The sequence below is a fragment of the Brevundimonas sp. genome (genome assembly GCF_051860745.1).
Classification (GTDB): domain Bacteria; phylum Pseudomonadota; class Alphaproteobacteria; order Caulobacterales; family Caulobacteraceae; genus Brevundimonas.
On record NZ_JBHYDN010000002.1, the window covers coordinates 374,229 to 400,788 of the forward strand.

Here is a 26,560-nt window from a genome sequence, read left to right on the forward strand (position 1 = left end):
GGCCTTTGCGCAAATATCGGGCGCGCCTCGTCCTTCCGCAAGGAAAACCGGACTTGGGGCCTGCGTTTCAAGCCGCTACCAAGGGTCGCATGATCCGGCTGTTCACCGCCCTGTCTGTTCCCGATGAGGTCGCCGAGGCGCTCGCCCGCCGCCAGACCGGCCTGCCGGGCGCGAACTGGCGGACAGCCGACCAGCTGCACATCACTCTGGCCTTCTATGGCGGGATCGACGAGCGCCGCGCGGATGACCTCTCGATCGAGCTGGAACGGGCGGCGACGGGCGGCCCGTTCGCGATCGCCCTGTCCGGCGTCGGGGCCTTCGGCGACGGCCACCGCACCCACGCCATCTGGGCCGGCGTTGCACCGAACGAACGGCTGTCTGTCCTCGCCGGACGCTGCCGCAGCGCCGCCGAACGCGCCGCCATCAGCATCGAGCGCCGTGACTACCGCCCGCATCTGACCCTGGCCTATCTGAAACCCCAGACCGATCCCGACCGCATCGGGGCCTGGATCGCTGACCACAATCTGCTGCAGTCTCCGCCGATCCGGGTCGACCGGTTCGGCCTTTATTCGAGCGTCCTGACCCAGGGCGGCAGCCGCTATCACCTTGAGAGGGAGTACGTCCTTTGACCGGACCCGTGCTGGAAACCGAACGCCTGACCCTGCGCCCCATCGCCATCGAGGATTTCCCGCGCTGGGCCGAGATGATGGGCGATCCCGAGGCGGCGAAATTCCTCGGCGGAGCCCAGCCGGCGGCTGTCGCCTGGCGAGGGTTCATGACCATGGCCGGGGCCTGGAGCCTGACCGGAATCTCCATGTTCTCGCTGGTCGAGCGCGACACCGGCCTGTGGCTGGGCCGGATCGGTCCTTGGACGCCGCACGGCTGGCCCGGCACGGAAGTCGGCTGGGGGCTGCATCCGGATGCGCAGGGCAAGGGCTATGGCATCGAGGCGGCGACGGCGACCATCGACTACGCCTTCGACGTTCTGGGCTGGACCGATGTCATCCACTGCATCGACCCGGACAACACGCCGTCGCAGCGGCTGGCCGAGCGGATCGGCTCGCGCAATCTCGGCGCCACCCGCCTGCCGCCGCCGTTCCACGAACTGTCCATCGACCGCTGGGGCCAGAGCCGCGAGGAATGGCGGGCGCGGACTCGCTGAGGAAATACTGGCGCTTTGACCGATTGGCGCGTTCCGCTAGTCAGGGTGCAGGCAACGACGAGGATAGGCGATGCGGGTTCTGGTTCTGGGCGGCGACGGTTTCTGCGGCTGGCCGACGGTGCTGCATCTGTCGGCGCAGGGCTGGGATGTCTGTGTCGTCGACAACCTCAGCCGCCGCAACATCGACAATGAGCTGGAAGTCCAGTCCCTGACCCCGATCCGGACCATGGGCGAACGTATCGCCGCCTGGAAGGAAATCAGCGGCCGGAGCATCGACTTCGTCAACATGACCGTCGGCAAGGAGTTCGACCGTCTGGTCGCCCTGATCAAGGAATGGCAGCCCGACAGCGTCGTCCACTTCGCCGAGCAGCGCGCGGCTCCCTATTCGATGAAGTCGGCGCGGCACAAGTTGTACACGGTCGACAACAACATCAACGCCACCAACCATCTGCTGGCGGCCATCGTCGAGAGCGGACGGGACGTCCACCTGGCCCACCTCGGCACCATGGGCGTCTATGGCTACACCACCGCCGGCCTGCGCATCCCGGAGGGCTATCTGAAGGTCACGGTCGACACCGATTTCGGCCCGTCCGAGCAGGAGATCCTGTTTCCGCCGAATCCCGGCTCGATCTATCACATGACCAAGACCCAGGACGCCCTGCTGTTCCAGTTCTACGCCAAGAACGACGGCGTCCGGATCACCGACCTGCACCAGGGCATCGTCTGGGGCGCCCAGACCGAGGAGACGCGCCGCGACGAGCGGCTGATCAACCGGTTCGACTATGACGGCGACTACGGCACGGTGCTGAACCGGTTCCTGATGCAGGCGGCCGTGGGCTATCCGCTGACCGTGCACGGCACCGGCGGCCAGACGCGCGCCTTCATCCATATCCAGGACACGGTGCGCTGCGTCGAGCTGGCCCTGGCCAATCCGCCCAAGGTCGGCGACCGGGTCAAGATTCTCAACCAGATGACCGAGAGCCGCCGGGTCCGCGACCTCGCCGCCATTATCGCCGAAATGACCGGGGCCGAGGTGCACAACGTCCCCAACCCGCGCCAGGAAGCCGACGAGAACGAGCTGGTGGTCGCCAATGACCAGTTCCGCGAACTGGGCCTCAAGCCCATCACCCTGGCCGAGGGTCTGATGCAGGACGTGACCGAGATCGCCCGCCGCTACGCCGACCGCGCAGACCTGTCCAAGGTGCCCTGCGTCTCGACCTGGAACAGCAAGCGGGCCGAGGCTGTGAAGGCCCCGCCGACCGTCGCCGCGCCGCCGACCGCGCCGGTCCAGGCGCGTTCGGCCTGATCCGTGCCTGACGCCGCCGTCCCTCCCGCGTTGCTGGTCTTCGGCGGCGGCTGGCTGGGCCGGGCTGTGGGTCGCGAGGCTGTCCGCCGTGGCGGCCGCGCCGTCCTGACCAGCCGCGATGCGGCCCGGCGTGCTGAATTGGCGGCCGAAGGGCTCGCCGCGATCGACCCGAGTGATGCGTCCGCTCTGGCCGAGGCCGTGGCCGGGGCCTCGGCCATCCTGATCTGCGCCCCGCCCGTGGCGGACGGCTGCCCGGGACTGAAGGCCCTGTCGCCGGCCCTGGCCGCCGCGGACGTCTGGCCCGACTGGATCGGCTATGTCTCCTCGACCGCCGTCTATGGCGACCGCGCCGGAGGCTGGGCGTTTGAGGACAGCGAACTGAACGCTGCCTCGCTGGAAGGCGCCCGCCGCGTGCGGGCCGAGCGCGACTGGCTGGACGCCGGTCAGGGTATGGGGCTGACGGTGCAGCTGTTCCGCCTGCCGGCCCTCTACGGCCCCGGCCGCTCACCGCTCGACCGGCTGCGCGACGGCACGGCGCGGATCGTGCGCAAGCCGGGACAGGTGTTCAACCGCGTCCACGTCGATGACGTCGTCTCGGGCCTGTTCGCCTCCATGGCCCGCCCCCGGCCCGGCGCCGCCTACATCCTGTGCGACGACGAGCCCGCCCCGGCCGATGTGGTCATGGAAGGCGCCGCCCGCCGCCTCAGCCTGCCGACGCCGCCCGAAATCGACCTCGACGACCCGTCGGTGCCGGACGCCATGCGGCGGTTCTACCTCGACTCCAAACGCCTCTCGAACGCCCGTGCCAAGGCCGAGCTCGGCTGGCGGCCGAAATATCCTGGCTGGCGGGACGGGCTGGAGGCGATGCTGGGTGATTAGTGGTTAGTGATTAGTGGTTGCCGCACCGCTGTCAGCGGAAGGGCGGCGCGGACCGCGCCACAGCACAACCGCCAGCCAATCACCAATCACCAGCCACCAATCACCCGCTAGAACGGCAGCAGGTTCCGCTGCCGGCTATAGGCCATGGTGCCGACATTGGCGCCCAGACGCAGGCCGACGCCGGTGCGGATCGGGGCCAGGACGATGCCGTCGGCGCGCTGGTAGTTCACGCCCAGACCGCCGACCAGATAGGCTGTGCCTTCCACCCCGGGATAGCGACGATAGATCATGTCCGGGTGGTACAGGCCGTACACCAGGGTAAAGACCCGGCTGGCGTTGCCGCCGATGTCCCAGCCGATCGAAATGCCCTGCCAGAACACTTCCTGCGAGGCCGACAGATCCTTCATGTGCAGGGCGCCGCGGCCGTAGCGGGCGCCAATAGCCATGGCGCCGGAAGCCTCCTCGCCGGCGATATAGGCCGTGGGTCGATCGCCCTGTTCGGCGAAGATGCGCTCGATGGCGGCCCCGATGGCCTCGGCGGCGATACCCAGTTCGCGCGAGCCGGCGGCGACCAGTTCATCGGCCGTATAGGCCGGCGCCTGCCCGTCGGAGGCGATCGGATAGGCGGGGTCGCTCGGCTGCTGTCCGGCGGTGGCGCATGCGGACAGACCGGAGACGCCGGCGGTTGCAGCGAGGCCCGACAGGATCATTTGGCGGCGATGCATAGTTCTGGCTCCGAAGGCGGGGACGGCTCGCCCGACTCGCGCGGGCGCTGGTCCATACCGTCACCGGCCTTTGCGTCAGCCTTGCGGCGATGAGGTTAACGGAACCTTGCCGCCACGCCCCATCGCTCCGCCTTGGGTGAGGAGGCCTAGCCCCGCAACACCGCGCCGAGCTTGGCAGCCGCCGCCACGATCCGGGTCGACAGGCCTTCGATCTCGGGCTCGGTCAGGGTCGCATCGACCGGCTGGATGAAGACTTCCAGCGCCACCGACTTCATCCCTTTGGGCACGCCCGCGCCGCGATAGACGTCGAACACCGACACCCAGGCGATCAGGGCCTTGTCGGCGCCGGCGACGGCCCGGACCAGATCGCCCACGGCCTTGCCGTCCTCGACCACGAAGGCGAAGTCGCGGGTCAGGGGCATGAGGTTGGCCAGATGGGCCGGACCCCGCGTCCTGGACTTGGCGCCGCGCGGCTCGGGCACGGCGTCCAGCACGATCTCGAAAGCCAGCATCGGTCCATCCGCATCCAGCGCCTTGAGCACCCGCGGGTGCAGGGCTCCGAACTCGGCCATGATGGTCTTCGGACCCAGCTGCAGGCGGGCGGAGCGTCCGGGGTGCCACCAGTCGCGGTTCTGGCCCTGGGCCAGCTGCAGCGAGCCCACGGGCGCGCCCAGCGCCTCCAGCAGGGCCATCAGGTCGCCCTTGAGGCTGAACAGGGCGTCTTCCGGGGCGGCGCCCCAGTGGCGGGCCGCGCGCGGGGCCACCAACCCGGTGATGACGGTGCGCTGACCGGTCGGGCTGTCGTCCAGATAGATGGGCCCGATCTCGAACAGGGCGACGTCGGCGTGGCCGCGCGCCGCGTTGCGCGCCGCCGCCTGGATCAGATTGGGCAGAGCCGAGGGCCGCATGCAGTCCAGATCGGCGGCGATGGGGTTCTCGACCCGCAGGGCGTCATCGCCGCCGCCGAACAGGGCCGCCGTCGACTGTTTGGTGAAGGACCAGGTGACCGCCTCGGCGTACCCCATGGCCGCCAGCGCCCGCCGGGCCAGCCGCACCCGCGCCTGACGCGGGTTCAGCACGCCCTTCGACGGCGCGCCCAGATCGGGCAGGGGGGTGGAGGGCAGGGCGCCGTAGCCCTCGATCCGCGCAACCTCCTCGACCAGATCGGCCGGACCCTCGACGTCGCGACGCCAAGACGGGGGCGTCACGGTCCACGGTGTTCCGCGCGCGACTTCGAAGCCGAGCCGGGTCAGGATTTCGGCGATCTGGTCGTCGTCCAGCGACAGGCCGGTCAGCGAAGCCACGCGGCCGGGGTCGAAGGCGAAGGCGGCGGGGTTGGCGGGCGCCCGACCCGTCACCACCAACTCCGACGGCTCGCCGCCGCACAGGTCGAGGATCATCCGGGTGGCCAGCTCGACACCGGGCGCGACGGAGGCCGGATCAACGCCGCGCGCGAACCGGTACTGGGCGTCGGAGTTAATCCCGAGGGTCCGGCCGGTCTGGGCCGTGACCAGGGGATCGAACCAGGCGCATTCGACGAAGACGTCGATGGTCTCGTCCGAACAGCCGGTGGACTCGCCGCCCATGACGCCGCCGAGGCCTATGGGGCGTTCGCCGCCGGCGTCGGCGATCATGCACATGGCCGGATCGACGGTGTAGGTCTTGCCGTCCAGGGCGATCAGATGTTCGTGTTCCCCGGTGTCGTTGGCGACCTGCCCGCCGCGCACCACGATCTCGCTTCCGACCAGCTTGGCCGCGTCATAGACGTGCGCGGGCCGGCACCGGTCGTAGGCGATCAGATTGGTGACATCGACCAGCCGGCTGATCGAGCGCAGGCCGATCGCCGTCAGCCGCCGCTGCAGCCACTCGGGCGAGGGGCCGTTCCTGACGCCCCGGATCAGGCGACCGGCGAAGACCGGGCACATCTCCGGCGCCTCGATCCGCACCGAGATCGGCGAGGGGAAGGTTCCGGGGACCGGTGCAATCGACGGCGTCTTCAGCTGGCCGAGGCCCGCCGCCGCCAGATCGCGGGCGATGCCGGCCACGCCCAGCCAGTCAGGCCGGTTCGGGGTGACTTCGAAATCGATCACCGGCTCGGCGCCGAAGACGCCCGCCGCCGGGGTTCCCACGGCCAGATCGTCGGCCAGCTCGAGGATGCCGTCGCTTTCGCCCGCCAGCTCCAACTCCGAGGCGGAGCACAGCATGCCGTGGGAGACGACGCCGCGCACGGGCTTCTCGACCAGGGTGACGCCCAGTCCGGGGACGAAGGCGCCGATGGGCGCATAGATGGTGGTCAGGCCCGCGCGGGCATTGGGGGCCCCGCAGACGATCTCTTTCGGCCCGTCGACCGTATCGACCTGACAGACGCGCAGGCGGTCGGCGTTGGGATGCTGTTCGGCCGAGACGATCCGGGCCACGGTGAAGGGCGCCAGCGCCGCGATCGGGTCATGGACGTCCTCGACCTCCAGACCGGCCATGGTCATGGCGTCGGCCACGGCCGCGACGTCGGCGTCCGTGTCGAGATGCTCCTTCAGCCAGGAGAGGGTGAATTTCACGCCGCGCCGCCCCCGGCCTGCTCCATGGCGCTGTTGCCGGCGACAATGCCCGACTCCAGCTCCGCCAGCAGGGCGTCATCGCCGGTGAACGCCACCTGGGCGAAGCGGCAACGCACGAAGCGGCAGTCGGCCATGCCGATCGCCCCGACAATCTTGTCGCCCAGCGGCTTGAGCAGCAGGTTCCGGGGGTTGGCCGCCGCGCCCATGTTGCAGCCGTCGAACACGGTGCCGTTCATCACCGCCAGCACGGCCGGACCTTCGATCACGCAATCGGTGAAGGTCTTGCCGGTGATGACCATCTCGCCCGCGTTCCAGTGGTTCACGGCCAGAACCGGCAGCCAGACCGCCTCCTTGTCGAAGCTGGTGCGCGCGACCATGGCGCGACCGGCGGCCTCGGCGGCGGAGATTTTCGGGGTGTCGTCGGTCATGGGATCAGCTCAGGCCAGAGGCGGAATTGGGGGCGGCGAAGGCGGAGAAACCGTAGTGGGCCAGCCACCGGGTGTCGGCGTCGAACATCGGGCGCAGGTCCGGGATGCCGTACTTCAGCATGGCCAGGCGATCCACGCCCATGCCGAAGGCGAAGCCCTGGTACTCGTCCGGGTCGATGCCGCAGTTGCTGAGCACGTTCGGATGCACCATGCCGCAGCCGAGGATCTCCATCCAGCTGTCGCCCTGGTTGAGCTTCAGCTCGCCGCCCGAGCGGTCGCAGCGGATGTCCATTTCGGCCGACGGTTCGGTGAAGGGGAAATGGTGCGGGCGGAAGCGCGCATCGACACCGTCGACCTCGAAGAAGCGGGCGACGAAGGTTTCCAGCGTCCACTTCAAATGGCCCATGTGGATGTCGCGGTCGATGACCAGCCCCTCGACCTGATGGAACATCGGCGTGTGGGTGGCGTCGCTGTCCTTCCGGAAGGTTCGGCCCGGGGCGATGATCCGGATCGGCGGCTTCCGGGTCATCATCGTGCGCACCTGGACGGGGCTGGTGTGGGTGCGCAGCACCTTGCGCTCGCCGGTCTCCGGATCGGGCCTCAGGAAGAAGGTGTCGTGCATCTCCCGCGCCGGATGTTTCGGCGGAAAGTTCAGCGCGGTGAAATTGTGGAAATCGTCCTCGATGTCCGGCCCTTCGGCGACGGCGAAGCCCATCTCGGCGAACAGGGCGATCATTTCGTCCATCACCTGCATGGTCGGATGGACGGAGCCGGCGCGGCGCGGGCGCGCGGGCAGGGTCAGGTCGACATGCTCGGCCTTGAGGCGGGCGTCCAGTTCGGCCGCCTCCAGCTCGGCCTTGCGGGCGGCCAGGGCGGACGACACCCGGTCGCGCAGGCCGTTGATCATCGGCCCCTGTTCACGCCGCTCGTCGGGCGACAGCGCGCCCATCCCCTTGAGCAGGCCGGAGATCGAGCCGGACTTGCCGAGGGCCGCGACGCGCAGGTCCTCGACCGCTGAAGCGGTCTCCGCCGAGCCGATGGCGTTGATCAGGTCGAGTTCGAGTTGGGCGAGATCGGTCATTGGGTCCGTCGTCTAGCGGGCGCGGACGGTTTCGTCACCCCGCCCGTCGGACGGAACCGCGACGGTTCAGTCTTCGAGGACGAAAGAGACCTTCATATTGACCCGGTATTCGACGATCTCGCCGCCCTTGACGACCACCTTCTGCTCCTGGACCCAGGCGCCCGCGACATTGTTGAGGGTCTTGTCGGCCCGGGCGATGCCCCGTTTCAGCGCGTCCTCGAAGCTGACGGTAGACGAGGCGGTGACTTCGGTGACCTTGGCGATGGACATGGGATTCCCCGGGGTTGAAGGCGCGCCGGCTCTTCCGGCGCCGTTGTCTCAACGGGACGGGGCGGCGGGGGTTGCGTGGGTCCGCTCACGACAACGCCCGCCCCGGAGACCGGAGCGGGCGTTCATCATCCTGCGCGTCAGCCTAGACCTTCAGGGCGTCGCGGACCTTGTCGGCCACGGCCTTGAAGGCGACTTCGTCGGCGGCCATCGCGGCCAGGACCTTGCGGTCCAGCTCGATGCCGGCTTCGCCGAGGCCGTGCATGAACTGCGAATAGGTGAAGCCTTCCAGCCGCGCGGCGGCGTTGATGCGCTGGATCCACAGGGCGCGGAACGAACGCTTCTTGTTGCGACGGTCGCGGTAGGCGTATTGCCCGGCGCGATCGACCGCGGCCTTGGCGGTGCGGATGGTGTTCTTGCGGCGGCCGTAGAAACCCTTGGCCTGCTTGAGAACCTTCTTGTGTCTGGCGTGTGAAACTACGCCGCGTTTGACGCGAGCCATGTCGCTATCCTTTCAAATTCAGTGTGGAGATCAGGTCGAAACAGCGCGCGCCGATCAGGCGTACGGCATGTAGGACTTGATCTTCTTGGCGTCGGCGGCGGCCATGAGCGAGGTGCCGCGGTTCTGGCGGATGTATTTGCTGTTGTGGCTGATCAAGCGGTGCCGCTTGCCTGCCACGCCGGCCTTGACCTTGCCAGTCGCCGTGAATTTGAAGCGCTTCTTGGCGCCAGACTTCGTCTTCAGTTTGGGCATTTTCACTCTCTTTTTGAGCGGGTTGCCGGTTCTTCGGGCCTTTGGAGCCGTCGGATTGGAAACCCTGATGAGAACCGCCCAGGCATGCCTTTTAGCCCGGCGGTTCGGTACGCGAAGGCGCGGCTTCTAGGCCAGCCGGCGCCGGAAAGCAAGGCGGAGTCTCACCGCGGCGGGTTGTGCTGCTCGAGGAAGCGCACGGTTTCGGCCAGCATCCACTGCCGCGTGGCGGCGCGCGACAGCCAGTGGTCCTCGCTCGGCAACTCGATCAGCTCATAGGGTTTGCCGGCCCGCCGCAAGGCTTCGGCGAATACCCGGCTCTGCTCGAACGGCACCACGGTGTCGTCCCGGCCGTGCAGCAACAGGATGGGCGCGTCCGCGCGCGCGGCCTGGGCGGCGGGCGAGACGGTGTCGAGGTTGCGGTCGCCCAGCCGCTCGGCGCCCATGAAGCGGTTCCAGTAGCGCACCACGGGCGAGTCTCGCCGCCCACCCTGGTCGGCTTCCCACTGCACCATCAGCCGCAGGTCGGAGACGCCTGAGACGGATACGGCGCATCGGTAGACGCCGGGATCCAGCGTCGGGCCGGCCATGGCCGCATAACCGCCGTAGCTGGCGCCGACGATGCAGACCTTCGCCGGATCGATGATCCCCTCGGACGCCAGCCAGCGCACCCCGTCCGACAGGTCGGTCTGCATCTTGCGGCCCCACTCGCCGTAGCCGGCCTCAAGATGCGCCGTTCCCAGCCCGTCCGAGCCGCGGAAATTGGCTTGCAGCACCGCATAGCCGCGCGAGGCCATGGCCTGGGCCCACCAGTCGAAGCCCCGATAGTCGCGCGAGGCCGGTCCGCCGTGGGGGAAGACGACCAGGGGCAGGCCGCGGGGATCGGTGACGCCCGGCGGCAGGGTCAGATAGCCGGGAATGCGCATGCCGTCGGCGGCTTCGTAGCTGATCGACCGAACCTCGCCGACGCGGGCGCCGGTGATGTCCGGATAGGCCTCGCCGACGATCTCGGCTGTGCGTCGGTCCAGATCGACCAGCTGATAGGTGCCGGCGTCGCCGGCCCCCTGGGTGAAGGCCACGATCTGGCGCATGTCGTGCGACCAGGAGGTCAGGGTTACCTGCTTGCCGCGGAAGGCCGCCTGCACCGACCGCCAGCTGCGCTCGGCGGCGGGATCGAGGAACTGCCAGCTCACGCTGTCATCGTCGCCGAGCGAGCGGGCGCCGATCAGCAGCTTGGTCGCCGGATGGTGCATCAGGCTGTTCGGCCGGCCTTCGAACGGCAGGTCGGATACGGCGCCGGTCTCCAGGTCGACCGCGTAATAGCCCTCCGGTCGGCCGTCGATCACGCCGTGCAGCACCACGCTGCCGACCGTCGTGCCGAATCCGGCGAGGCTGGGGGTGTCGATGCGGGCGTCCGTGCGCCAGACGGTGCGCCAGAAGCCGCCGCGGCGGCCCTGCAGCGCCCATTCCTCGCCGTCATAGGTGACGCGGGCCGCCGGCTCGCCGTTGACGTTCAGCAGCGACGGCGGGCCCCGGCGATCCGGTTCCACATGCTCGCGGCCGACGCCGGTCGACAGATTGATCCGGTACAGGCCGGCGCCCTCGCGGCCCTGGCCGACCACGATCAACGCCGGCTCGCCGTCGAGGGTCCGTACCAGGGGCGAGCCGAACACCTTGGCGAAAACGCCGGGGGTGTTGTTCAGGGCCAGCGACACCCGCCGCGTGGGAATCTCGTAGATCGAGGCGTCGGCCAGTTCCGAGCGGCGCAGCCCGATGGACGCGCCGACCTGGGTGGCGGTGCTGTAGACATAGACGTGGTTCTCGCCGACCCAGCCGAGGTCCCGAAGCTTGACCGGTCCGGCGCGGACGCCGCCGATCAGGCTCATGTCGTTCAGGTCGTTGATGACCAGGGCGCGCTCCTCGCCGATCACCGTCACATAGGCCAGCCGGTCGCCGCTCGGCGACACCTCGACCAGCTCATGCGCCGGCAATGCGCCGTAGGCGGCCAGAGGCGCGACATCCTGTGCCGCCACGCTCCCGGCGACCAGCATCGCTCCGACGACCGCAGCCGCCGGCAAAAATCTATGACCGTTCATGGACGCCCCCACGTCAAACATACAGGCCGCAACCATAGGGTAGCGGGAGACTGGCTTGCAAGGCTCGGCGCTACGCTGCGGCCGCCTGGCGCCTGCGGAAGGCCTTTCCGGCGTTGATCGCCATCACCGCCGCCGGAATCGTCAGCGCCGCCCCGATCAGGAAGGGCCAGTCGTGGCCGACTTGCGAAAAGATGGCCCCGGCGATCATCGGCCCGAAGATCCGCGCGATCGAGCTTGAGGCCATGTTCAGCCCCAGCATGGCGCCCTGCCGGTCTGCATCGACCGAGCGTGAGATCAGGGCCGAGATATTGGGCATGGTCACCGCCATGCCGAACGCGCCCGCCGCCATGATCACCGGCACCAGATAGTCGGCGTCGGGCAGCAGGCGACTGGCGACCACCTGTCCGATCAGGCCGGCGCCGAAGACCAGGCAGCCGACGGCGAGAACGCGCGCCTCGCCGAAGCGCCGGGCCAGCCGTCCGGCCAGAAAGCCCTGACTGATGACCGAGACAACCCCCACGGCCATGAAGCACAGGCCGACCTCGCGCGCGGTCCAGCCGTAGCGCGCCTCGGTCCAGAAGCCGAAGGTCGACTCCATGCCCGAGAAGCCGGCCATATAGATCAGGGTGACCAGCAGCACCCGCGACACCACCGGATTGGATACGGCGTCATGCACCCCGCCCAGGAAGGGCGGGCGCGACAAGGAGGGGTCCGCCTTGACCCGGCTCTCCTTCAGCAGGACGGCGACGCCGATGGCGGCCAGGACGCACAGGCCGGAGGCGGTGAAGATCGGCAGCTGATAGCCCAGCGTGCCCAGGTCCGGCCGGGTCAGCAGGCCGCCGATCGCCGGGCCGAAGATGAAGCCGAGACCGAAAGCGGCGCCGATCAGCCCCATCCGGCCGGCGCGCAGTTCAGGCGGCGTGACGTCGGCGACGTAGCCTTGAGCGGTCGAGATATTACCCGCGCCCATGCCGGTGAACAGCCGCACCACGATGGCAAGCCAGATGTTGGGCACGAAGGCCAGGGCCAGATAGCCGACGGCGTTGGCCAGGATGGTGATCATGAGCACCGGCTTGCGGCCGATACGGTCGGACAGCCGCCCCCAGAAGGGTTCGGCGACGAATTGGCCCAACGAATAGGCCGAGAACATCAACGCCACCTGCCACGGCGGGGCGTCCAGCGTCTGGCCATAGAAGGGCAGCAGCGGGATGACGATGCCGAAGCCGACCAGGTTGATGAATACCACCCCGAACAGGACGAACAGTGCGGATCGCGACGAAGGCTGGGGCAGGGCGGCTGACGTCACGGAGCGGTACTCGGGCGGGAGGCGGCCCTTGTGTCAGACAGATCGCGCGGAGGCGCAAGGCGAAGCTCCCAAACGCGGTCTTCCCCGTCGTCGCCTGTCAGTCCGCCGGCCCCGGCGGATTGTTTGCCTCGAGGAATCGAACCGTCTCGGCCAGCATCTGCCGTCGCGTCGCGGACCGCGACAGCCAGTGATCCTCGCCCGGCAATTCCACGAACTCGACAGGCTTGCCCGCCCGACGCAGAGCCTCGGCCATGAGCCGGCTCTGGTCGATGGGCACCACCGTATCGTCCCTGCCGTGGATCAGCAGCAGGGGGCTGTCGACCGAGGCCGCGAGATAGGCCGGGGACAGGTCGTCCAGGGTCCGGTCATTCAGCCGCGCAGCCCCCATGAACCGGTTCCAGTAGCGTACGGTCTGATTGTTCTTGTGGCGTGCTTGCTCCGCCTCCCAGTTGACCATGCGGCGCAGGTCCGACACGCCGGCGACGGACACGCCGCAGCGATAGACCTCGCTGTCGAGGGTCAGGCCCGCCATCGCCGCATAGCCGCCGTAGCTGGCGCCGACGATGCAGACCTTCGCCGGATCGATGATCCCCTCGGACGCCAGCCAGCGCACCCCGTCCGACAGGTCCGTCTGCATCTTGCGGCCCCATTCGCCATAACCCGCCTCGAGGAAGGCGCGGCCGTAGCCGGTCGAGCCACGGAAATTGGCCTGCAGCACCGCATAGCCCCGCGAGGCCAGCGCCTGGGCCCACCAGTCGAAACCCGCTACGTCCCGGGACGCCGGCCCTCCGTGCGCCAGAACCACCAGCGGCAGACCTGCAGGTTCGGCTGCGCCCGGCGGCAGGGTCAGATAGCCGGGAATGCTCAGCCCATCCCGGGCGACGTAGTGGATGGAGCGCACCGCGCCCACCTGTTCGGGCGCGATCGCCGGATAGGCGTCCGCCACTATGTCGGCGGCGCGACGCTCGAAATCGACCAGCTGATACTGGCCCGCCTCGCCCGTGTCGGTGAAGACGACGACCTGGGTCAGCGCGTCATTCCACGACACCAGTTGCGGGGCCTTGCCGCTGAAGGCCCGTTCGACGGACTGCCACCGCCGCAGGGCCTGCGGGTCCAGAAACTCGTACCGGACGCCGTCCGCTTCATCGCGGCCGGCGCCGATCAGCAGGCGGGTCCGGGGGTGATGCACCAGGAAGCCGGGCGCATGATCGAACGGCAGGCGGCTCCATTCGCCGGTGTCCACATTGACCTCGAACACCTCGTCCGCATCCCCGGACCCGGCGTCCTCCGACGAAAGGTCTGGCCGATCGGCGCTGATGATGATGGTGCGGGGCGTGCGGCCCATGCCGTGCAGCGCCGGAACATCGACCGGCGCGTCGACCGCCCAGACCTCGCGGTGCCCCCGACCCTCGGGCAGGCGCAGCGACCAGCGACCGGTCCGCTCGTCGTAACGCGACAGGGCGATGATCTCGCCTTCGCCGTCCAGCACATAGTCGTCGGTCGTGCTGTCCATATAGGCCACCGAGCGGCCGCGCCCGGTTCTGGGGTCGACGCGGTGCAGGTTGGCCTGGTCATTCACGACGCTGACGCCGCGCACGAACAGGGTGTCGCCGTCGCTGGTGTTGCGGACCGACGCAGGCCCGTACAGCACCGGCAGCACATCGGTCGTGCGGTCCAGGACCTGGACTACCCTCCGTGTCTCCAGGTCCAGCACCTGGCCGAAGAACAGCTCTGACCGCGGGATGCCCAGCGAGGCGATGTTGCGCGTCTGCGAGGTGACTACGAGGACCCGGCCCTCGCCGATCCAGCGCAGGTCGCGCACCTTGATGACGCTGATATCGCCGACGAAGAGGTCCTCACGGGTCGCGATCCGGGTAACCGCGAGGGACCGTGTTTCGCCCGTGACCGTGACGCGGGCGATCAGCTCACCGCTGGGCGACAGCTGAATAAGCTCTACCGCGGGGGTCGCGCCATAAGCCTCAAGGGGCGCAGCCGCTGGAGCCGGGCTCTGGGCCCACGCGCCCGCGCTTCCCACGCAACAAAACGCGGCGACCGCAAGCGCGAATGCCTTCATCCCTGACTTGAACACGACGCAAAACCCCCTCTTACCGAGCATCCTTTTCCATCGCGTTGCGCCCCGGTTGCAAGGGGGCGCGACGGGCGGGACAAAAGAAAACCCCGGTCGTTTCCGACCGGGGCGTCTCGAAGTCGGTGGTGCGCGACCGCTATTTGGGCGCGAGGATCATGATCATCTGGCGGCCTTCCATACGCGGCGCGTATTCGACCTTGGCGATTTCCTCGAAATCGGCCTGGACCTTGTTGAGCAGCTTCATGCCCAATTCCGGGTGGGCCATTTCGCGGCCGCGGAAGCGCAGCGTCACCTTGACCTTGTCGCCCTCGTCGAAGAAGCGGTGCATGGCCTTGGCCTTCACCTCATAGTCGTGGACGTCGATGTTCGGGCGAAGCTTGATCTCTTTCAGCTCGACGACCTTCTGACGCTTGCGCGCCTCGGCCTTCTTCTTCTGCTCCTGGAAGCGGAATTTGCCGTAGTCGAGGATCTTGCAGACCGGCGGCTCGGACGTGGAGACGATCTGAACCAGATCCATGCCGGCCTCTTCGGCGGCTTCCAGCGCGGCTGACGTCGGCATGACGCCCTGTTTCTCGCCGTTCTGATCGATGAGCAGAACGCGCGGCGCGCGGATATCTTGGTTCATGGGCGGCCCGTCCTTGACGGGCGGCTGGTTCATCGGACGGCGAATGAGCGTCGGTTCCTTGTGTGGATGAGGAGGCGGAGTTCTGACGAGGATGAGCGCGCGACGGATCGCGGCGTTCCCCTTACGGGGCCTATATGACCGCGAAAGCCCCCCTCTTCAAGGTTTGAGCGGCGCGCGGCCGCCGATGTAGGCGTCGTGCAGGTCGAGGACGGCTTCAAAGACACGGTCCACCGTCAACGCCTCGATGGGCGCGAACTCGCCGCGCGTCTCGTTGGAGGCGGCGGTGCGGGTCCGCGGACCCCACGGACCGTACAGCCACCACTCGGTCGGGCCGAACAGACCCAGCGTCGGCCGGCCGAGGGCGGCCGCGACGTGCATGAGGCCGGAATCATTGCCCACGAAGAGGTCGGCGACGTCGATGGCGGCGGCCGAGGCCAGGATGTCGCCCTTGCCGATGAAGTCGATGCCGCGTGGTCCGGCGGCCTCGAGCGCCGGGGTGGCCGGCGGCCGGTCGCCGGGTCCGCCCACGGCCATGAAACGCCAGCCGTCGAACCGGGGCTCCGCCTTCAGCTTCTCGACCAGCTGGCCCCAGCGCTCGGCGGGCCAGCTCTTGCCGGGCTGGTGGGCGATGGGGGCCAGGGCGATGATCGGGCCGGGGCCGCTTCCCCCCGCCAGCTGCGGATTGAGCACCGCCTGCCGGTCGGCGACGGCTTGGGCGTCGAGGAAGATTTCGGGGTCCAGCGGGGCCGGCGCGCCCATCATCTTCGAGACCACCTCGACCTTGCGCAGGCCGGTCTCCCAGCCGCGATTGTAGACCACGCGCCGTTTCGCCGGGATCAGATAGCTCAGCGCCGAGCCGCGGATGTCGATGACCATGTCCCAGCGCGTACCGACAACCTGACGCCACAGGTCGAACCAGTGTCCGGCCAGCTTCTTCTTGTCGAGAATGATGACCCGCTCCACTTCCGGCGCGGAACGGAAGAAGGGGGCCGGCGGCCGGCCGCAGGCGACGGTGATCCGGGCTCCCGGAACCTGCCGCGCGATTTCGCGGATCACGCCGGAGGATATGACGCAGTCGCCGATGCGGTTAGAAGTGACGAACAGGACCTTCCTGGCAGTCTTGGTATCTGTCACGCGCTTTTGGCCTTCGCTTCGCTTTCCCCGGTTCGCTATCAGTCCGTGAGGACTTTCGCGAGAGGAGCCGCGATTGGACGACATCCAGCATCTGACGTGCCGGGGCGGCGAGACCCTGGCTTACCGCCGCGTCGACGGCGACGGCCCGACCGTGGTCTGGATCGGCGGTTTCCGCTCCGACATGGAGGGAACCAAGGCCCTCGCGCTGGACGCCGCGGCCCGGGAACGCGGCTGGGACTACGTCCGCTACGACCATTTCGCCCATGGCCGGTCCTCGGGCGACTGGCGCAAGGCCACGATCGGGCGCTGGCGCGAGGATGCGATCTGCATGATCGACAGCCTCACGGGGCCGGTGGTCGTGGTCGGCTCGTCCATGGGCGGCTGGGTGGCCCTGCTGCTGGCTTTGGCGCGGCCCGGGCGGATGGCCGGACTGGTGCTGATCAATCCGGCCCAGGATTTCACCGAACGGTTGATGTGGCCCAGCCTGGCCGACCATGAGCGCCACGCCATCCTGCGCGAAGGCGAGATCGTGATCGTCGAGGAAGGCCCCCCTGGTGAAGGATTGGGCGAATACGTCCTGACCCTGACCATGTTCGAGGAAGGTCGGGACTGGTTGCTGCTGGGCGCGCCGCTGCCGATCGCCGCGCCTGTTCACATCTTTCAGGGCCGGGCCGACGACGTCGTGCCCTGGAGGCACGCCACGGCCCTGGTCGAGCGGCTGACCGGCGGGGACGTGCGTCTGGACCTGATCGAGGGGGGCGATCACCGCCTGTCTGCGCCTGACGATCTGGAGCGTCTGATCGAGGCGGTTGAACGGATGCGCCTTCAGGCGTTTACATAGAGACCCCACCGCAAGGAGACCCCGCCATGCGCCCCCTGACCTTCGCCGCCCCCGCCGCCCTTGTGCTTGGCCTCGCCGCCTGCGCGCCGACCATGGGGCCCAGCCACTATGCTGACGAACTGCGCCGGCTGTCCGACAGCTGTGAGGCCCGTGGCGGCATTCTGGTCCCGACCGGCCAGCAGAGCGGCCGTCCGCAGAACGACCATGTCTGCCGCATCACCGCCGGCGCCTCGCGCCTGACCAGCGGCGGCTGACTACAGCAGGGCGGTGATCGCCGCCCTCGCAGCTTCTCCCAGGTCCGGTCGCTTCAGCGCCAGGGCGACATTGGCCCGCAACAGGCCGATCTTGTCGCCGCAGTCGTGGGTGACGCCCTCGTATTCGACCGCCGTGAAGGTCTGGTCCTTCATCAGCCGCGCCATACCGTCGGTCAGCTGGATTTCCCCGCCCGCGCCCCGCGGCTGGTTTTCCAGAATGCCGAAGATCTCCGGCTGCAGGATGTAGCGGCCCGCGATCGACAGGTTGGACGGCGCCTCGCCGCGCGGCGGCTTCTCGACCATCCCCTTCATGCGGATGCGGCGGCCATCCCGGTTCTCGGGATCGACGATGCCGTATTTGTGGGTCTCGCTCTCCGGCACCGCCTCGACGCCGATGACATTGCCGCCGACCTGGGCATAGACCTCGGCCAGCTGTTTCAGGGCCCCGGGCTGGGAGTCCACGATCACGTCAGGCAGCAGGACGGCGAACGGCTCATCGCCGATGATGTCGCGGGCGCACCAGACGGCGTGGCCGAGGCCCAGCGGCTGCATCTGGCGGGTGAAGCTCATCTCCCCGGCCGTGGCCAGTTCGGCGATCATGGCCTCGAGGATGTCGGTCTTGCCCTTGGCAAGCAGCTGGGCCTCCAGCTCGATCTGGTGGTCGAAATAGTCCTCGATGGCGCCCTTGGAGCGGCCGGTGACGAAGACGACGTGCTCGATCCCGGCCTCGCGCGCCTCCTCGACGATGTAGCTCAGGATCGGCCGGTCGACGACGTTCAACAGCTCCTTGGGCGTGGTCTTGGTGCCGGGCAGGACCCGGGTGCCCAGACCCGCGACGGGCAGGACGGCCTTGCGAAGGCGGCGGCTGTGAGCGGTCATTCGGAATCCTGAAAGTGCATGGGATGCAACCTAACGCCCTATGCGCAACTTCGTACCCCTTCCTTTCGTCATCCCGGCGAATGCCGGGACCCAGCGGCGCCGAAGGCGACCTGTTCAGGCACGATGCGTCGCGCAGATTTGTCCCCGACTGGTTCGCGCTCTCGCGCGCCGCTGGGTCCCGGGGTCGCTGCGCGCCCCGGGATGACGAAAGAGAGGGGCGCTATTCCACCGTCACCGATTTGGCGAGGTTGCGCGGCTGGTCAACGTCCGTGCCCTTCTGGACCGCTGTGAAATAGGCCAGCAGCTGCACCGGAATGGCATAGACCAGCGGCGCGATCAGCGAATGGCATTCCGGCGCATCGACGCGGCGGATGCCGACGCCGTGTAGATCGGGCGCGGACTTCGGCGCGATCATGATCACCGGCCCGCCGCGCGCGGCGACCTCCTGCAGGTTGGACGCGGTCTTTTCGAACACCTCGTCCAGCGGGGCGAGGGCGATGATCGGCGTCAGTTCGTCAACCAGGGCGATGGGCCCGTGCTTCAGCTCTCCGGAGGCATAGCCCTCGGCATGGATGTAGCTGATCTCCTTCAGCTTCAGCGCCCCCTCCATGGCCAGCGGGAACATGGCGCCGCGGCCGAGGAACAGCACGTCGGTGGCCTTGGCGATGTCGGCGGCGACGGCCTTCAGGTCGTCCTCCATCCGCATGGCCTCAGCGATCAGGCGGGGCGCCTCGAACAACGCCTTGACCAGCTCGGCCTCACGCGCGGCGTCGATAACGCCGCGCTGCACGCCCGCCGCCACGGCCAGGGCCAGCAGGGCGGCGACCTGGGCGGTGAATGCCTTGGTCGAGGCCACGCCGATCTCGGGACCGGCATGAGTCGGCCAAAGGGTCCCGGCCTCGCGCGCCATCGACGATGAGTGGACGTTGACCAGGGCGGCGGTGCGCAATCCCTTGGTCTTGCACCACGACAGGCTGGCCAGGGTGTCGGCCGTCTCACCGGACTGGCTGACCGCTACGGCCAGTGTGCCCGGCGTCAGCGCCGGCTGGCGATAGCGGAACTCCGAGGCGATCTCGACGTCGCAGGGCAGGTTGGCCAGCTTCTCGAAGGCGTAACGCCCGATCTGGCCGGCGTAGAAGGCGGTGCCGCAGGCCACGATCTGGATACGGTCGATGGCGGCGAAATCGGCGGAGTCGGTCTTGGCCTTGCCGTTCACGAAATCGAGGTAGTGCGACAGGGTGTGCTGGACGCTGTCCGGCTGTTCGTGGATCTCCTTTTCCATGAAATGCCGGTACTCGCCCTTCTCGACCAGGGCCGAGGAGGCGGAGACCTGCACGATCGGCCGTTCGACCGCGGCGCCGCCCACGTCGAACATCCGGGCGCCGTTCCGGTCGATGCCGACGTAGTCGCCCTCTTCCAGATAGGAGATCTTCTGGGTGAAGGGGCCGACGGCCAGGGCGTCGGAGCCGAGGTACATCTCGCCCTCGCCCCAGCCGACCACCAGCGGACTGCCGCGCCGGGCGCCCATGATCAGCCCGTCTTCGCCCTCGATCAGTACGGCCAGGGCGTAGGCGCCGGTCAACCGGTCCAGCACGGTCTTGAAGGCGACCAGCGGATCGTTGGCGGTCCCCAGCGCCCGGTCGATCATATGCGCCACCACCTCGGTGTCGGTCTGGCTTTCAAAGACATGCCCCTGCGCAGCCAGTTCGGCCTTCAGCTCGGCGAAATTCTCGATGATGCCATTGTGGACCAGCACCACCCGTCCGGCATGGTGAGGGTGAGCGTTGGTTGTTGTCGGCGCGCCGTGGGTGGCCCAGCGGGTGTGGCCGATGCCGATGGTGGCGGCCAGCGGCTCGGCCAGAAGCACCGCCTCCAGTTCGCGGATCTTTCCCTTGGCCCGACGCCGCTCGATGCGTCCATCCACAAGGGCCGCGACGCCGGCGGAGTCATAGCCGCGGTATTCCAGCCGCTTCAGGCTGTCGATCAGACGGGGAACCACCGGGCCGACGCCCGTTACTCCGATGATGCCGCACATGGAAAAATATCCCTGAAAACCGAATCCGCGTGCTTTGCGCACGTCCCCCGGACAGTCTAAGTCACCGTCCGCCGGGCGCGATGTATGCGAGAATGTCCGGGAATTACACTTGAAAAGCAGTTTCGCAACGTTTCTGCGGCACCGCTCCTCAAAAGGAAATATATCTTGGGCGAACGAAGATATTTCGGAACGGACGGCATTCGCGGTCGCGCCAACACCCATCCGATGACGCCGGAGGTGGCCCTGCGTGTGGGCCTCGCGGCCGGCCGTCTGTTCATGTCAGCTGACAATCGCCGTCACCTAGTGGTGATCGGCAAGGACACTCGCCTGTCCGGCTATATGATCGAACCGGCGCTGGTCGCGGGCTTTTCATCGGCCGGGATGGACGTGCGCACCTTCGGTCCCCTGCCGACGCCGGGCGTGGCCATGATGACCCGCTCGATGCGGGCCGACATCGGGGTGATGATCTCGGCCTCGCACAACTCCTACCTGGACAACGGCATCAAGCTGTTCGGTCCCGACGGCTACAAGCTGTCGGACGCGGTCGAGCTGAAGATCGAATCGATGATGGATCAGGCGCTGGACGCCGATCTGGCCCCGCCCGACGCACTGGGCCGGGTCAAGCGGATCGATGACGCCCAGGCCCGTTATGTCGAGATCGCCAAGGCCAGCTTCCCCAAGGGCCTGAGCCTGCAGGGCCTGCGCGTCGCCGTCGATTGCGCCAACGGCGCCGCCTACCGGGTCGCCCCGACCACCCTTTACGAGCTGGGTGCGGAAGTCTGCGCCGTGGGCGTCGAGCCCAACGGCCTGAACATCAACGCCGACTGCGGCTCGACCCATCCCGAGACCCTGGCCGAGGCGGTCAAACGCTACCGCGCCGACATCGGCATCGCCCTCGACGGCGACGCTGACCGGGTGATCATCTGCGACGAGAAGGGCCAGGTCGTCGACGGCGACCAGATCATGGCCATGGTCGCCCTGGACTGGGCCAAACGCGGCATGCTGAAGGGCGGCGGCGTCGTCGCCACCGTCATGTCCAACCTCGGGCTGGAGCGGGTGCTGAACGCCAACGGCCTGTCGCTGGAGCGGACCAAGGTCGGCGACCGCTATGTGATGGAGCGGATGCGCGAAGGCGGTTTCAACCTCGGCGGTGAACAGTCGGGCCACATCATCCTGCACGACCACGCCACCACCGGCGACGGCCTGATGTCGGCGCTGCAGGTGCTGGCGGTGCTGGTCGAGAGTGGTCGTCCGATGAGCGAGCTGGCGAAACAGTTCGAGACCGTGCCGCAGAAGCTGGAGAACGTCCGCTACACGTCGGGCAAGCCGTTGGAGAACGCGGGGGTCAAGGCGGCCATCGCCGACGCCGAGGCGCGGCTCGCGGGCGTGGGCCGTCTGCTGGTCCGCCCCTCCGGCACCGAGAAACTGATCCGGGTCATGGCCGAGGGCGACGACGCCAAACTGGTCAAGTCGGTGGTCGCCGATGTGGTCGCGGCGGTGAAGGCGGCCGGGTAGGGGCGTCCACTCTTACCACCGTCATCCTCGGGCTTGACCCGAGGATCAGATCATCCGGCGCCCGGTGACAGGTTGCACGGGCGCGGTCGCGGGGCCGTCCGGGAGGCACAGCCCGCCCCCACGTCTGATCCTCGGGTCAAGCCCGAGGATGACGGGTGGAAAGCAAAGCGTCTCCGGCGCAGTCTCACCCGATGATTCCCGTCCGCCTGTCCGGCATCTTCTCCCTGATCCCCGGCCTGATCGCCTGTGTAGCGGTCGCCCTGGCGGCGGTGGCCGTCCAGGCGCTGGAGCTGCGGCTGCTGGGGCGGGGGTGGATCGACGCCATCGTGCTGGCCATCCTGATCGGCGCCGCGATCCGCAGCGTCTGGACCCCGCCGGCGTCCGTCCGCCCCGGCATCGAGTTCACCGCCCGCACCCTGCTCGAGATCGCCGTGGTCCTGCTCGGCGCCTCGGTCAGCGCCGCCACCGTCATGGCCATCGGTCCCGGCCTGCTGGCGGGCACGGCGGTGATCGTGGTGCTGGCGCTGGTGGTCAGCTACGGGATTGGGCGACTGCTGCGCCTGCCCCACCGGATGGCGGTGCTGATCGCCTGCGGCAACGCCATCTGCGGCAACTCCGCCATCGCCGCCGTCGCCCCGGTGATCGACGCCGAGGCCGATGACGTCTCCGCCGCCATCGCCTTCACCGCCGTGCTCGGCGTGGCGGTGGTCCTGCTGCTACCCCTGCTCGGCGTGGCGCTGCAGATGACCGACGTCCGATACGGCGTGCTGGCCGGCCTGACCGTCTACGCCGTGCCACAGGTTCTGGCCGCCACCCTGCCCGTCGGCGCCGTGGCCAACCAGGCCGGAACCCTGATCAAACTGGTCCGTGTCCTGATGCTGGGGCCCGTTTGCCTGGGTCTGGCCATTCTCACCGCCTTCCGGCGCCGCGAGAGCGAGGCCGTCGAGGCGCCCGCGCGGGTCGTGTCGCTGCGCCACCTGATCCCGTGGTTCATCATCGGCTTCCTGCTGATGATGGGCGCGCGTTCGATGGCCGTGATCCCCACAGACGTTCTGCCGATCCTGGCCAGGACCGCCACGGTCCTGACGACGCTGTCCATGGCCGCCCTCGGCCTCAGCACGGACGCGCGGGCCGTCGCCCGGTCCGGCGTCCGCATCGCCGCGGTGGTGGTCCTGTCGCTGCTGGCGCTGCTCGTTCTGGCGCTGGCCCTGATCTATCTGCTGGCGATGGTCTGAGGCGTCAGGCGGGCCGGGACTCCCGCCCCGTCCGGTGCGCCCATTTCGACCCCTGAACCCGCCCCTTCCGCCCCGCCCGGGCGGCGATCTGCCGCCCTGCGTCCGGAAATGACGGACCCGCATGCTCTTCTACGGGGCAGGTCCCGCCGGGTCCGGCGCGGTTGGTCTTTGACATCCCGATACGCCGCCTCCGCCCAGGATCCGGCGCGCAGAAGCGCCCGCGCGCCCCGGTCTCAAAACGGCCGGCCAGGGTCGAATGTCTCCAAAGTAGCGGATTCCGCATTTTTTGAATGTCCCGGCCCGCGCCTTCGCCGGTCAGGGTCAAAGTTCCTGATTGTAGGCCCCGATCTCCGGGTATTTCGCCAGACGCGGCTTCACCTCCTCGCGGAACAGGGCGCGCATGTCGGCGTCGGAACGCATGCTCTCGACCACCACCACCAGTTCCGGCTTGTTGGACGAGGCGCGGACCAGCACCCATGACCCGTCCTCCAGATGCACCCGCACGCCGTTGACGGTGATGGCCTCGACGATCTTGCGGCCCAGGATCGAGCCGCCGGCGTCGGCCAGGGCCTGATACTCGGCCACGATCCGCTCGAGCACCTCGTACTTCAGCTCGTCGTCGCAGTGCGGCGACATGGTCATGGAGGTCCAGGCGTCGGGCAGGGCGCCCTTCAGCTGCGACAGGGTCTTGCCCGGATTGCGGTCCAGCATGGCAAGGATGGCGCCGGCGGCGACAATGCCGTCGTCGTAGCCGCGCCCGATCGGGGCGTTGAAGAAGAAGTGGCCCGACTTCTCGAACCCGGCGAGGGCCCCCAGTTCAGCGGTCTTGCGCTTGATATAGCTGTGGCCGGTCTTCCAGTAGACGACGTCGGCGCCGTTCGACTTCAGCACTTCATCGGTCTTGTACAGGCCGGTTGATTTCACATCGACGACGAAGGTGGCGTTGGGATGCAGGGCCGACAGGTCGCGACCCAGCATCAGGCCGATCTTGTCGGCGTAGATCTCCTCGCCCGTGTCATCCACCACGCCGCAGCGGTCGCCGTCGCCGTCGAAGCCCAGCGCCAGCTCGGCCCCGGTTTCGCGCACCCGGGCCGCCATCTGCATCAGCATGGCGTGGTCTTCCGGGTTCGGATTGTATTTGGGGAAGGTCCAGTCGAGGTCCGTATCCATCTCGATCACCTCCGCCCCCATGCGGCGCAGGGCCTCGGGGGCGAAGGCCCCGGCGGTGCCGTTGCCGCAGGCGGCGACGACCTTGATTGGGCGGCTCAGTTTCACCTTCGAGGTGATCTCTTCCAGATAGCGTTCGCGGAAGCCCTCGACCCGGGTCAGGGACCCGCCCGGACGGCCGACGCCCTCGCCGTTCAGGACGATGTCCTTCAACCGCCCGATCTCGTCGGGGCCGAAGGTCAGCGGCGGATTGGCGCCCATCTTGACCCCGGTCCAGCCGTTCTCGTTGTGGCTGGCGGTGACCATGGCCACACAGGGCGCGTCCAGCGCGAACTGGGCGAAATAGGCGGTCGGCGACAGGGCCAGGCCGATATCCAGCACCTCCATGCCGCCTTCCAGCAAGCCCAGGATCAGCGCCTGTTTCACGCTCAGCGAATAGGCGCGGAAGTCATGGCCGACGACAATCCGGGGACGCTGGCCGATCTCGTGCACATAGGTGGCCAGCCCCAGACCCAGCGCCTGGATGCCCAGCAGATTGATCTCTTTCTCCAGAATCCAGCGCGCGTCGTATTCGCGGAACCCCGTCGGCTTGACCAGCGGAATGGTCTCGTAGTCTGCGGTGTTGGGTCGCAGGTCGGAGCGGGGTTTTTGCATCGGGAACCTTGGGAATGAACCGGTTGTCGCGTGGCTATAGGGCGCCGGGCGTCGCCCGGACAACAACGTCCGGCCGCCGGCAAGGCTGCGCCACGTATCGCCGGACGCTCGTCTTGACCCGCGCGGCCGCCGGTCCTACCCCCCCACAGACTGCCCGGAGACCTGAATGCCCCGCCTGATCCTGCTGCGCCACGGCCAGAGCCAGTGGAACCTGGACAACCGCTTCACCGGTTGGGTCGACGTCGACCTGACCGCAGAGGGCGAGGCCCAGGCCCGGCGCGCCGGCGAGCAGATCGCCGAGGCGGGTTTTCGGCCCTCGGTCATGTTCACCTCGGTGCTGAAGCGGGCGACGCGCACCGGGGCCCTGGCCCTTGACGCCGCCGGGCTGCGCGATGTGCCGGTGATCAACGACTGGCGGCTGAACGAGCGCCACTACGGCGGCCTGACCGGCCTCAACAAGGCCGAGACGGCGGAGACGCATGGCGAGGACCAGGTGAAAATCTGGCGCCGCAGCTACGACATCCCGCCCCCGCCGCTGGCCCCCGGCGGCGAATGGGATTTCGCCGGCGACGCCCGCTACGCCGGCCAGGCCATCCCCGACACCGAAAGCCTCAAGACCACGCTGGAACGGGTCCTGCCCTATTGGGACGAAGCCATCGCCCCGCGCCTGAAGGCCGGCGAGGACGTGCTGATCGCCGCCCACGGCAATTCCCTGCGCGCCATCGTCAAACACCTGTTCGGCGTGCCGGACGACCGGATCGTCGGCGTCGAGATCCCGACCGGCAATCCGCTGGAGATCGACCTCGACGCCGGGTTGAAGCCCGTCGCGGCCCGCTATCTGGATTCGGCGCGCGCGACCGAACTTCCGCCCCTGGGAGCCGGCGCATGACCAGCGCCCAGCAGGCCTCCGACGACATCCGCTTCATGGGCCGGGCCATCGCCCTGGCCAAGGATCGCATGGGCCAGACCTGGCCCAATCCGGCCGTCGGGTGCGTGATCGTCAACGACGGCGAGGTCGTCTCCGAGGCCGCCACCGCGCCGGGCGGTCGTCCACACGCCGAGGAACAGGCCGCCCCCGCCGCCGGCGACCGCGCCCGCGGCGCGACCGCCTATGTGACCATGGAGCCCTGCGGCGCCCGGTCCTCGGGCCGCACCTCCTGCTCCCATTTCCTGGTGGAGGCGGGGATCCGCCGGGTCGTGGTGGCGGCCGTCGATCCCTCGCCCTTCGCCGCGGGCCGCGGCGTCGAGCGACTCCGCAAGGCCGGCCTCGAGGTCGAGACGGGCCTGCTCGCGGCGGAGGCGGCGGTCCTCTACGAGGGCTATCTCCACCGGGTCGAGACCGGCCGTCCCATGGTCCGGATCGCCGCCGACGGGGCCGGCTACGATGCGCGTTTCGCCGCTTCGGCCAAGGCTGACCTGACCACCGAGCTGAAGCGTCTGGGCGAAGCCGGCTACACCCGCGTCTGGGTCAGCCCCGGCGAATTGGCTGACGCTCTCGAAGCCCAGGGGCTTCTCACGTCTTAGAGCGTGGCCCGTTTTGTTGGAATCGGGATTCCCAAATCGGTGGTGATCTGAT

The 26,560-nt window shown here is 68.5% G+C and carries 25 protein-coding genes; 10 read left to right on the forward strand and 15 right to left on the reverse strand.

The window, feature by feature from the left end; translation table 11 throughout:
- Window positions 1-89: 89 nt before the first annotated feature.
- The 4 genes from thpR to ACTIEW_RS04295 all read left to right on the forward strand — a co-directional run bounded on the left by thpR (window position 90) and on the right by ACTIEW_RS04295 (window position 3,347).
- Window positions 90-629: an RNA 2',3'-cyclic phosphodiesterase gene (gene thpR / locus ACTIEW_RS04280; protein WP_439476672.1), complete on the forward strand. Its 540-nt coding sequence runs from the start codon at window positions 90-92 to the stop codon at window positions 627-629.
- Window positions 626-1,162: a GNAT family N-acetyltransferase gene (locus ACTIEW_RS04285; protein WP_439476673.1), complete on the forward strand. Its 537-nt coding sequence runs from the start codon at window positions 626-628 to the stop codon at window positions 1,160-1,162. The genes thpR and ACTIEW_RS04285 overlap by 4 nt, the downstream gene beginning before the upstream one ends.
- Window positions 1,163-1,232: 70 nt before the next feature.
- Window positions 1,233-2,468: an NAD-dependent epimerase/dehydratase family protein gene (locus ACTIEW_RS04290; protein ID WP_439476674.1), complete on the forward strand. Its 1,236-nt coding sequence runs from the start codon at window positions 1,233-1,235 to the stop codon at window positions 2,466-2,468.
- 3 nt (window positions 2,469-2,471) lie between these two features.
- On the forward strand, window positions 2,472-3,347 hold the full coding sequence (locus ACTIEW_RS04295; protein WP_439476675.1) for an SDR family NAD(P)-dependent oxidoreductase: 876 nt from the start codon (window positions 2,472-2,474) through the stop codon (window positions 3,345-3,347).
- 107 nt (window positions 3,348-3,454) lie between these two features.
- Here the strand turns inward: ACTIEW_RS04295 and ACTIEW_RS04300 are convergent, their stop codons facing one another.
- The 12 genes from ACTIEW_RS04300 to ACTIEW_RS04355 all read right to left on the reverse strand — a co-directional run bounded on the left by ACTIEW_RS04300 (window position 3,455) and on the right by ACTIEW_RS04355 (window position 16,404).
- The gene (locus ACTIEW_RS04300; protein WP_439476676.1) at window positions 3,455-4,072 is read right to left on the reverse strand and encodes a DUF1134 domain-containing protein; all 618 of its coding nucleotides are present in this window, start codon (window positions 4,070-4,072) and stop codon (window positions 3,455-3,457) included.
- A 146-nt stretch (window positions 4,073-4,218) separates the two neighbouring features.
- Window positions 4,219-6,627, reverse strand: coding sequence for a phenylalanine--tRNA ligase subunit beta (gene pheT / locus ACTIEW_RS04305; RefSeq protein WP_439476677.1), 2,409 nt, complete (start codon window positions 6,625-6,627; stop codon window positions 4,219-4,221).
- Entirely contained in the window at window positions 6,624-7,055 is a 432-nt protein-coding gene (locus ACTIEW_RS04310) for a hypothetical protein (protein WP_439476678.1), read from the reverse strand. Before ACTIEW_RS04310 ends, pheT begins: the two co-directional genes overlap by 4 nt.
- Before the next feature lie 4 nt (window positions 7,056-7,059).
- Window positions 7,060-8,136, reverse strand: a complete 1,077-nt coding sequence (gene pheS, locus ACTIEW_RS04315) for a phenylalanine--tRNA ligase subunit alpha (protein ID WP_439476679.1) — start codon at window positions 8,134-8,136, stop codon at window positions 7,060-7,062.
- 66 nt (window positions 8,137-8,202) lie between these two features.
- Entirely contained in the window at window positions 8,203-8,406 is a 204-nt protein-coding gene (locus ACTIEW_RS04320) for a dodecin family protein (protein WP_055827449.1), read from the reverse strand.
- Window positions 8,407-8,548: 142 nt separating this feature from the next.
- A complete protein-coding gene (gene rplT / locus ACTIEW_RS04325; RefSeq protein WP_439476680.1) occupies window positions 8,549-8,905 on the reverse strand; it encodes a 50S ribosomal protein L20 in 357 nt (118 codons plus the stop codon).
- A gap of 54 nt (window positions 8,906-8,959) precedes the next feature.
- On the reverse strand, window positions 8,960-9,157 hold the full coding sequence (gene rpmI, locus ACTIEW_RS04330) for a 50S ribosomal protein L35 (protein ID WP_426027031.1): 198 nt from the start codon (window positions 9,155-9,157) through the stop codon (window positions 8,960-8,962).
- 161 nt (window positions 9,158-9,318) lie between these two features.
- Window positions 9,319-11,250: an alpha/beta hydrolase family protein gene (locus tag ACTIEW_RS04335; RefSeq protein WP_439476681.1), complete on the reverse strand. Its 1,932-nt coding sequence runs from the start codon at window positions 11,248-11,250 to the stop codon at window positions 9,319-9,321.
- Between the two features lie 70 nt (window positions 11,251-11,320).
- Window positions 11,321-12,556: an MFS transporter gene (locus ACTIEW_RS04340; RefSeq protein WP_439476682.1), complete on the reverse strand. Its 1,236-nt coding sequence runs from the start codon at window positions 12,554-12,556 to the stop codon at window positions 11,321-11,323.
- Between the two features lie 97 nt (window positions 12,557-12,653).
- The gene (locus ACTIEW_RS04345; RefSeq protein ID WP_439476683.1) at window positions 12,654-14,630 is read right to left on the reverse strand and encodes an alpha/beta hydrolase family protein; all 1,977 of its coding nucleotides are present in this window, start codon (window positions 14,628-14,630) and stop codon (window positions 12,654-12,656) included.
- Between the two features lie 151 nt (window positions 14,631-14,781).
- Window positions 14,782-15,303 (reverse strand): translation initiation factor IF-3, encoded by a 522-nt coding sequence (gene infC / locus ACTIEW_RS04350; protein WP_284221445.1) that lies wholly within the window; start codon window positions 15,301-15,303, stop codon window positions 14,782-14,784.
- Between the two features lie 123 nt (window positions 15,304-15,426).
- Window positions 15,427-16,404, reverse strand: a complete 978-nt coding sequence (locus ACTIEW_RS04355) for a glycosyltransferase family 9 protein (RefSeq protein ID WP_439476684.1) — start codon at window positions 16,402-16,404, stop codon at window positions 15,427-15,429.
- A gap of 73 nt (window positions 16,405-16,477) precedes the next feature.
- Here ACTIEW_RS04355 and ACTIEW_RS04360 point away from each other — a divergent pair, with 73 nt between their 5' ends.
- Both ACTIEW_RS04360 and ACTIEW_RS04365 read left to right on the forward strand, forming a co-directional pair.
- Window positions 16,478-17,245: an alpha/beta fold hydrolase gene (locus tag ACTIEW_RS04360; RefSeq protein WP_439476685.1), complete on the forward strand. Its 768-nt coding sequence runs from the start codon at window positions 16,478-16,480 to the stop codon at window positions 17,243-17,245.
- Window positions 17,246-17,271: 26 nt separating this feature from the next.
- On the forward strand, window positions 17,272-17,499 hold the full coding sequence (locus ACTIEW_RS04365) for a hypothetical protein (RefSeq protein WP_439476686.1): 228 nt from the start codon (window positions 17,272-17,274) through the stop codon (window positions 17,497-17,499).
- On the opposite strand, the gene galU is transcribed toward ACTIEW_RS04365, so the two are convergent.
- A complete protein-coding gene (gene galU / locus ACTIEW_RS04370) occupies window positions 17,500-18,378 on the reverse strand; it encodes a UTP--glucose-1-phosphate uridylyltransferase GalU (RefSeq protein ID WP_439476687.1) in 879 nt (292 codons plus the stop codon).
- A gap of 220 nt (window positions 18,379-18,598) precedes the next feature.
- Window positions 18,599-20,413, reverse strand: a complete 1,815-nt coding sequence (gene glmS / locus ACTIEW_RS04375; protein WP_439476688.1) for a glutamine--fructose-6-phosphate transaminase (isomerizing) — start codon at window positions 20,411-20,413, stop codon at window positions 18,599-18,601.
- Window positions 20,414-20,578: 165 nt separating this feature from the next.
- Here glmS and glmM point away from each other — a divergent pair, with 165 nt between their 5' ends.
- A complete protein-coding gene (gene glmM / locus ACTIEW_RS04380) occupies window positions 20,579-21,928 on the forward strand; it encodes a phosphoglucosamine mutase (RefSeq protein WP_439476689.1) in 1,350 nt (449 codons plus the stop codon).
- 191 nt (window positions 21,929-22,119) lie between these two features.
- The gene (locus ACTIEW_RS04385) at window positions 22,120-23,163 is read left to right on the forward strand and encodes a YeiH family protein (RefSeq protein ID WP_439476690.1); all 1,044 of its coding nucleotides are present in this window, start codon (window positions 22,120-22,122) and stop codon (window positions 23,161-23,163) included.
- A gap of 321 nt (window positions 23,164-23,484) precedes the next feature.
- On the opposite strand, the gene ACTIEW_RS04390 is transcribed toward ACTIEW_RS04385, so the two are convergent.
- Window positions 23,485-24,984, reverse strand: coding sequence for a phosphomannomutase/phosphoglucomutase (locus tag ACTIEW_RS04390; protein WP_439476691.1), 1,500 nt, complete (start codon window positions 24,982-24,984; stop codon window positions 23,485-23,487).
- 166 nt (window positions 24,985-25,150) lie between these two features.
- Here ACTIEW_RS04390 and gpmA point away from each other — a divergent pair, with 166 nt between their 5' ends.
- Together gpmA and ribD are read left to right on the forward strand one after the other, a co-directional pair.
- Window positions 25,151-25,873, forward strand: coding sequence for a 2,3-diphosphoglycerate-dependent phosphoglycerate mutase (gpmA, locus tag ACTIEW_RS04395; RefSeq protein ID WP_439476692.1), 723 nt, complete (start codon window positions 25,151-25,153; stop codon window positions 25,871-25,873).
- Window positions 25,870-26,508, forward strand: a complete 639-nt coding sequence (ribD, locus tag ACTIEW_RS04400) for a bifunctional diaminohydroxyphosphoribosylaminopyrimidine deaminase/5-amino-6-(5-phosphoribosylamino)uracil reductase RibD (protein ID WP_439476693.1) — start codon at window positions 25,870-25,872, stop codon at window positions 26,506-26,508. Before gpmA ends, ribD begins: the two co-directional genes overlap by 4 nt.
- The last annotated feature ends 52 nt before the right edge of the window (window positions 26,509-26,560 follow it).

What these genes read in the sequence shown, in the direction of transcription:
- thpR (WP_439476672.1), top strand. Translation starts at nt 90, where the DNA reads ATGATCCGGCTGTTCACCGCCCTGTCTGTTCCCGATGAGGTCGCCGAG.
- ACTIEW_RS04290 (WP_439476674.1), top strand. Translation starts at nt 1,233, where the DNA reads ATGCGGGTTCTGGTTCTGGGCGGCGACGGTTTCTGCGGCTGGCCGACG.
- ACTIEW_RS04300 (WP_439476676.1), bottom strand. Translation starts at nt 4,072, where the DNA reads ATGCATCGCCGCCAAATGATCCTGTCGGGCCTCGCTGCAACCGCCGGC.
- ACTIEW_RS04310 (WP_439476678.1), bottom strand. Translation starts at nt 7,055, where the DNA reads ATGACCGACGACACCCCGAAAATCTCCGCCGCCGAGGCCGCCGGTCGC.
- pheS (WP_439476679.1), bottom strand. Translation starts at nt 8,136, where the DNA reads ATGACCGATCTCGCCCAACTCGAACTCGACCTGATCAACGCCATCGGC.
- ACTIEW_RS04320 (WP_055827449.1), bottom strand. Translation starts at nt 8,406, where the DNA reads ATGTCCATCGCCAAGGTCACCGAAGTCACCGCCTCGTCTACCGTCAGC.
- rplT (WP_439476680.1), bottom strand. Translation starts at nt 8,905, where the DNA reads ATGGCTCGCGTCAAACGCGGCGTAGTTTCACACGCCAGACACAAGAAG.
- rpmI (WP_426027031.1), bottom strand. Translation starts at nt 9,157, where the DNA reads ATGCCCAAACTGAAGACGAAGTCTGGCGCCAAGAAGCGCTTCAAATTC.
- ACTIEW_RS04335 (WP_439476681.1), bottom strand. Translation starts at nt 11,250, where the DNA reads ATGAACGGTCATAGATTTTTGCCGGCGGCTGCGGTCGTCGGAGCGATG.
- ACTIEW_RS04345 (WP_439476683.1), bottom strand. Translation starts at nt 14,630, where the DNA reads ATGAAGGCATTCGCGCTTGCGGTCGCCGCGTTTTGTTGCGTGGGAAGC.
- infC (WP_284221445.1), bottom strand. Translation starts at nt 15,303, where the DNA reads ATGAACCAGCCGCCCGTCAAGGACGGGCCGCCCATGAACCAAGATATC.
- ACTIEW_RS04365 (WP_439476686.1), top strand. Translation starts at nt 17,272, where the DNA reads ATGCGCCCCCTGACCTTCGCCGCCCCCGCCGCCCTTGTGCTTGGCCTC.
- galU (WP_439476687.1), bottom strand. Translation starts at nt 18,378, where the DNA reads ATGACCGCTCACAGCCGCCGCCTTCGCAAGGCCGTCCTGCCCGTCGCG.
- glmS (WP_439476688.1), bottom strand. Translation starts at nt 20,413, where the DNA reads ATGTGCGGCATCATCGGAGTAACGGGCGTCGGCCCGGTGGTTCCCCGT.
- ACTIEW_RS04385 (WP_439476690.1), top strand. Translation starts at nt 22,120, where the DNA reads ATGATTCCCGTCCGCCTGTCCGGCATCTTCTCCCTGATCCCCGGCCTG.
- ACTIEW_RS04390 (WP_439476691.1), bottom strand. Translation starts at nt 24,984, where the DNA reads ATGCAAAAACCCCGCTCCGACCTGCGACCCAACACCGCAGACTACGAG.
- gpmA (WP_439476692.1), top strand. Translation starts at nt 25,151, where the DNA reads ATGCCCCGCCTGATCCTGCTGCGCCACGGCCAGAGCCAGTGGAACCTG.
- ribD (WP_439476693.1), top strand. Translation starts at nt 25,870, where the DNA reads ATGACCAGCGCCCAGCAGGCCTCCGACGACATCCGCTTCATGGGCCGG.